Below are 6,780 nucleotides of genomic sequence, written 5' to 3' on the forward strand. Positions count from 1 at the left end.
ATTTATTTTGTTCTTTTAATTTTTGCCGGATTTTGTCTGGTATCAAAAACATCGGCAATCATTATAAATTTTTGCTTGGAATCTATAGAGTAAACTATTTTATAATTATCGCAAATTAAATATCGATATTCATTTTCTCTGTCGAGCAATAATTCTTCGATTTGCGTAATTTCTGGATGCGAAAGTATTTTATTAGGTTCGAGAATGATTTTCGTAATTACATTTTTCGCAACCAGTAAACTTGCGTTTTCAATGTAATATTCGAAAATTTTGTCTAATTCAGTTTCTGCAAAATCCGACCATATTATTTTAAAAGCCATTATTTATACTTTGATAAAAGCTCTTCACTGGTCTTGAATTTACCATTTTTAAAGTCATTTTCTGACTGGTCTATTCGTGAATTTAATTCAGCAACAGACATCGGTTTTGTATTTTTTTGCATTTTACTTTTCAGCAAATTTTCGAACTGAGAAACTAATTCTTCGCTTTGAAGCTTTAGAAACTCCTGTACAAATTCTATTTTTCTGGTTTGCAAATCCATAACATCATATTTTATTCAAAAATACAAATTATTTGCCTCAAAACCTTATTCTACTTTAATTTCAATCACTTTGCCAGAAATTCCATTACCTGTCGAAGCTTTTAACTGAATGTTTTCTTTCTTACCGTTGGATTGAATGATGGCGATACATTTACCATTAAATACTTTGTAGGATGAAGCTTTAAAAGAATCCAGATTGGCCTGATAACCATTGTCGAGTCCAACGAGTTTTCCGCCTCCGGTTACCTCAAAATCGATTTTATGATTGGCATTCGGAACCAGATTTCCGGCAGTGTCTGTGATAGAAACGGTTACGTAAACCAAATCGTAAGTATCATTTTTTATGGTTGTTTTGTCCGCTTTCAAATCTATTTTGGAAGCTTCTCTGGCAGTGTGAATTTCCTTTTCCAAAACTACTTTTCCGTCTTTTCTGGAAATGGCTTTTATGGTCCCGGGTTCGAATTTTACGCGCCAGGAAATATGCAAATCATCATTTTGTTTGGCTTTTTTGCCCAATGATTTTCCGTTGAGGAACAATTCTACTTCATCGGCATTGTTGTAATACGCCCAAACGTCGACTTCCTGATCTTTTTGCCAGTTCCAGTGCGGGAAAAGATGCAAAACGGGTTTGGCCGACCATTCGCTTTGGTACATATAATAGACATCTTTGGGGAAGCCCGCCAAATCTACGATTCCGAAATACGAACTTCTTGCAGGATACGGATACGGATCGGGTTCGCCCAGATAATCGAAGCCTGTCCAGATGAAAGTTCCCGCCATAAAATCCTGTTTTTTGATGGTTTTCCAATTGGCTTCGTGCGTAGTTCCCCAATAGGATTGCACCTGATCGTAAGCCGAAACGGTCCAGTCTGCATTTCCGTCAAAAGGCGCGCCGTGTTTTGGAGGCCAGGCCTTAATTCCGTCCGAAGGAAAATCGTAATGTCCACGGGTTTCGAGTGCCGAAACACTTTCGGAAGCGAGTATTTTTTGCCCTTTGAAACGAACCGGAAAGTCTTTGTAATCTTCGTGTTTGTAATTAAATCCCAACAAATCCAAAGCGCCCGACTGGTAAATGAAATTTTTCTCGATAACATTCTCGGTCAAAGCACTTGTAACGGGACGAGTCGTGTCGAGCGACTTTACGATTTGAGCCAATTCTCTCGTAATCGCAATTCCGGTGCTGTCAAATTGTTCACGGATTTCGTTTCCGATACTCCACATAATCACCGACGGATGGTTGCGATCTCTTTTGATGAAATCTTCGAGATCCTGTTTGTGCCACGCATCCCAGTCTTTATGGTAATCGTTGGTTACTTTTTTCTTTTTCCAGACATCGGTAAACTCATCCTGAACAATAAATCCCATTTCATCACACAACTGCATCATCTCCAAAGAATGCGGATTGTGTGCCATTCGGATGGCATTAGCTCCCATCTCTTTCATTATTTTTAGTTTCCTTTTAACGGCGTGAATATTCTCCACCGTACCCAAAGCTCCGTTGTCGTGATGCAGACAAACTCCCAAAATTTTGGTGGGTACACCATTCAGCGAAAATCCTTTTTCGGCATCGAAACTGAAGAATCGGAATCCTAAAGGTGTTTCGTAATTATCGACAGCTTTTGAATTTTCATAAATAGTAGTGACAATTTTGTACATATTCGGATTTTCGGTATCCCACAATTTTGGCTGATTTACATTTAGATTGTGAACCTTTTTTGCATTGGTATTGGCACCTATTTTTTCTGTTGTTTTGGCATTCGCGACTTCTTTATTATTCGCATCCAGAATAGATGTTACCAATTGGAATTCTTTTTCGGAAGTGGTTTTATTTTCGATGGTTACCTCTAAATGTACGGATGCTTTTTCTTTTGAAACTTCCGGTGTTGTCACATACGTTCCCCATTTTGCGACGTGCAATTTTTCGCTCGCCAACAATCGTACGTTTCTGTAAATTCCGGAACCAGTATACCATCTGGAATTGGGCTGTGCATCGTTATCGACTTTTACGGCAATTACGTTTTCCTTTCCAAAATTTAAATATTGCGACAATTCATAAGTAAATGAAATGTATCCGTTCGGACGCATTCCCAATGAATGTCCGTTGATGAAGACTTCACTGTTTTTGAAAACGCCGTCGAATTCTATCGAAACGTTTTTGGTTGCCCAATCTTCGGGAAGTGTAAATGTTTTGCGGTACCAGCCTTTTCCTGCCGGCAAAAATGCCTGTGCCTGTTTGGTTTTACTCTCTTTATCGAAAGTGCCTTCAATACTCCAATCGTGTGGTAATTGCAACGTTCTCCAATCAGCAGTACTGAAATCAGGCTGAATCGCTGTTGGATAATCTCCTAATTTGAAATTCCAGTTTTGATTGAAATCCTCGACGATTCTCGCATTTTTACTTTTTGAAGCACAGGCAACTAAAAGCGATAATGTCAATACAATTGTTATTTTTTGTAAAATATTTTTATGTTGTTTTACCATTGTAATTATTTTTTTATGCTGTTTGTCATTGCGAGGGACGAAGCAATCTCATCACGAGAGCAACTACTGTGATTGCTTCGTTCCTCGCAATGACGTTACTGAAACTCAAAAGAATCCAACATCAACCCTTTCATATCCTCTGATTCTATTGTGATTTTATAGGTACCAGCGTTGATGTAACCACCGGAAGTTGTATTTAATATCTTCCATTTTTCTGTTGCCGAAGGAAATTCAATCGTGTCGTTACGCATCAGGATTCCGTAGGCGTCTTCCATTTTGAATTTGACTTTTAATGGCGTTTCATTTCTGTTCATAAATCGGAAACGCATCAGGTAAATTCCTGCAACTCCTGGTTTTACTTCAAACTGAATGCTGTTTTTTGTTTTTTGTGTAAATTCGATGTAATCGGCTTTTTTGAAATTGCCTTTTTCGATTCCGGTTCCAGTGGTTTTGGCGGTTTCTGCTTCCAAAAGCACAACTGGTCTTGAATCGTCTTTTTCGCCCATATCGTAAGTTGGAACCACTGCGATTGAATTGTTTTCAAAACCAACTTTTTCTCCTTTTTTTATTTTTTTATGGAAAACCGAAAACTTCACTTTATCTGAATTTTTAGCGGTTTCTGTCATTCTTTTATAACCCGAAATTGAATCTTTTGATTGGCTAAAAAAATAAATTTCCGAATCTTCTTTGGTTATAAATGAACCCGAAGATTTTGACTTTGATGAAGTTTGTAAATAATCTGCTCCATAAACTTCAGCAGGTAATTGCGTAAAAACTATATCAGAATCTGAATATTGTTTTGAATTGATATCCAGCCAGGAACCGATTTTAGTCTCCGAATTACTAGCAACATTCTGAATATTTCTTGGCGAAGCCGAAGCTCCTTTTAAAGTTTTGTCTTTGGTGGCTATTGCAATTGCCGAAATAATCGCCTGACTTGCTTTTACATTCGGGAACGAGATAACTATTTTTCCATTTTTGCTTTTTACTACGAAGGTTTTCTTTAACGCCGAATCGTGTCCTACTTCTTTCCAGATATCCAAATCTTTCAAAACGACATTGTCATTTATCGCTACGTCAAACAAACGCCAGCCTTTGCAATCCAGTCCTCCTCCGGTTCCGTACCAGGGTTCTGTGAAATATAATTCGACCAGATATTCTCCGTCCGGAGCTGGGAATTCGTAACGCAATTTATCGATTCCATATCTGAAACTTTGAAATAATTTCCAGTCTTTTGTTCCTGAAATTGGGTCGAAAGTACTTCTTTGGCTGGCATAAAAATCAGGCAATTGTTTGAAATTATCCGTCCAGGACAAAGAACCCCAGGTATTGTCTTTGTTTTTATGAACATCAGCCTGCCATAAGTTTCCGAGAGAATCGGAGATTTCACTTCCGCCACTATTGACTCTGTAAATGTAATTGTAGTTTTTTTGAGGCTGTAAAAGTGGTTCTTTTTTAGTTTCTAATTTGTTGAAATTTGGCGCTTTTGGCAAACTGTTCAAAACAATATAATCTTTAGCAACAGCTTTTCCGTTTACATAACCTACGGCATACAAAACGTTGTATTGAATATTGACATTATTCCATTGAAAATGCTGTCCCAAGCCTGGATTTTTTAGTTTTCCGAGTGAAGTTCTATTAACATCATTGAACAATTCAACCTCATCACAATTGGAATATACATCGATTCCGTTTTTAATTCCAGGAGCCGCCCAACGATTCGGCCAGGTGTGCGAAACGATATAGACCATTGGATTGGTCTTGTTCGAAACATAATTAGCGCGGTACATATAATACGCATCCAGAGGCTCGCCCCAAATACTGAAAAGTCCTTTATAATTGACGGGTCCAACTTTGTCAATATCTCTAAATCCTTCTCCGTTTTGCACGCGTCCCGGATTTTCGTGCGAGGCAAAAAGCCAGTTGAATTGTCCTGCGATTTTATCTTTTACCGATTCGGCTTCACGGACTTTTATTTCCATTAGTTGCGAGAAACGATTTTCGCTTAAAGTTCCTTTTTGGTCGAATTCCCCTTCGGTGTGTAAATCGTGTGAACGCCAGGCGCCGTATTCTCCGTTTAGCAATTGCGTGCTCATTTCGACATCGTAATTAAACGGATCGCCACCATAGGTTCCCGACCAGTTTTGTACGACATTCCAATCGGTTCCTTCGCCTCCGTTGCAGGTTGTGACGATGCGTTGCGAAGCGGACATGGGATCCATTTCGCGGATGATTTGGGTACATTCTTCGGCAAATGCTGCCGGGATGGTGCTTTCGTTTTGCAATCCCCACATCACGACTGACGCATTGTTTCGGCGTTCTTTGATCCATTCACGCAATAGAGTTTTGAAATTCTCTTTGAATTCGGGTGTGTCGTACCAAATATGTGCCGAAAACTGACTCCAGAATAGAATTCCGTTTTGGTCCAGTTCTTCCTGATATTTTAAATTATGAGGCTGGTGCGCTTCGCGAAAAGCATTAAATCCTCCTGCTTTAATTTGTTCGATTCTCGAATGAATTTGCTCGTCTGAAAACGAATGGCTGTTCCCGATTAAATGTTCATATTCGCAAGTTCCGTTGATAAACAAAGGTTCGTCGTTAATATAAAAACGATTGTCTTTTCCGTCCCTGCTCACGGGCCAAGAAACCCAACGGATTCCATAAGGTATTTTTAATTCATCTATTTTCTTCCCGTTTTCAATAATCGTGGTGACCAATTGATACAAATACGGATTGGCTGGCGACCATAATTTTGGGTTTGTAATTTCGGGAAGTGTTTGTGCTATTTGTTTGGTTTCTCCTGAAGTATTTTTGACATCACTTTTTACGCTAACTACTTTCTTTCCGCTTTTATCAAAAAGGGTGTTTTCGATGGTTAGGTTTCGGTTTGAAGTTCCGTAGTTTTTGATTTCGGTGGTAATATTCAGAACGGCTTTTTCTTTCGAAGTGGTTTTGTCATTCCAAATGTGAACGCCGAAAGGTTCTATGCGACCTTCATCGGTAACGACCAAAGTTACGGGTCTGAAAATCCCCATTGGCTGTGAACCTTCCGAGAATCCCCATTCTCCTGAACAGCCTCCACAAACCCAAGGCAAATCGGCAATGAAGGATGGATGCGCCGCTTTGACAATTATATTATTTGCTCTTTCGAAAGAAATGGCTTTTGTAATATCGACTGTAAAAGTGGTTCTTCCGCCTTTGTGTTCGCCGACTTTTTTGCCGTTTACCCAAACCGTGGCATAAGAACTTACGCCTTCGAAAAAGAGGAAAAGTCTTTTTGAAGTATCTTGTTTGTCTAATTTTAATGTTTTGTGATACCAGGCAGTTCCGTGTAAATTACCATGTTTGGTTCTTCGGAATCCGTAATACTGATCCCAATTATGAGGTACGTTTACTTTTTGCCATTGTGCATCTACTTTTGGATTTTGCACAAAGGTTTCTTCTTGTTCCGGAAGCTTGTCCAAAACAATGGTTTCCCAGGAGGAATTCAGCGAAACTTCTTTACGAAACTTCGCTGGTTCCTTGCTACTTTGACTCCATACAAAGCAAGCACCTACAAAAAAACAAAAAATAAAAAAAACTATTTTCTTCATATATTTTAAACCATATAAGATATAAGGTTATTTAAGTTTGTTATTCCTATGAGACCTAACAGGTTTTAAAAACATAGGTGTTCGGAAGTTATCTAAGTTGTATTAAATAGTGGTGATTTGCTTGGGTCCCCATCGCAGATTACCACTATTTCTTTTATTATTTCC

4 protein-coding genes are annotated in these 6,780 nt (G+C 38.7%); all 4 read right to left on the minus strand.

Features of this window, described 5'->3' with window-relative positions; translation table 11 throughout:
- Window positions 1-2 precede the first annotated feature (2 nt).
- The 4 genes from J2W48_RS05365 to J2W48_RS05380 all read right to left on the minus strand — a co-directional run bounded on the left by J2W48_RS05365 (window position 3) and on the right by J2W48_RS05380 (window position 6,615).
- Complete coding sequence (locus tag J2W48_RS05365; protein ID WP_310279128.1) at window positions 3-320, minus strand: type II toxin-antitoxin system RelE/ParE family toxin; 318 nt, start codon at window positions 318-320, stop codon at window positions 3-5.
- A complete protein-coding gene (locus tag J2W48_RS05370) occupies window positions 320-541 on the minus strand; it encodes a hypothetical protein (RefSeq protein ID WP_031455573.1) in 222 nt (73 codons plus the stop codon). Before J2W48_RS05370 ends, J2W48_RS05365 begins: the two co-directional genes overlap by 1 nt.
- Before the next feature lie 45 nt (window positions 542-586).
- A complete protein-coding gene (locus J2W48_RS05375) occupies window positions 587-3,022 on the minus strand; it encodes a glycoside hydrolase family 2 TIM barrel-domain containing protein (RefSeq protein ID WP_310279131.1) in 2,436 nt (811 codons plus the stop codon).
- 95 nt (window positions 3,023-3,117) lie between these two features.
- A complete protein-coding gene (locus J2W48_RS05380) occupies window positions 3,118-6,615 on the minus strand; it encodes a malectin domain-containing carbohydrate-binding protein (protein ID WP_310279133.1) in 3,498 nt (1,165 codons plus the stop codon).
- Window positions 6,616-6,780: the final 165 nt, after the last annotated feature.

It is taken from the genome of Flavobacterium piscis, assembly GCF_031457575.1.
Lineage (GTDB): Bacteria > Bacteroidota > Bacteroidia > Flavobacteriales > Flavobacteriaceae > Flavobacterium > Flavobacterium piscis_A.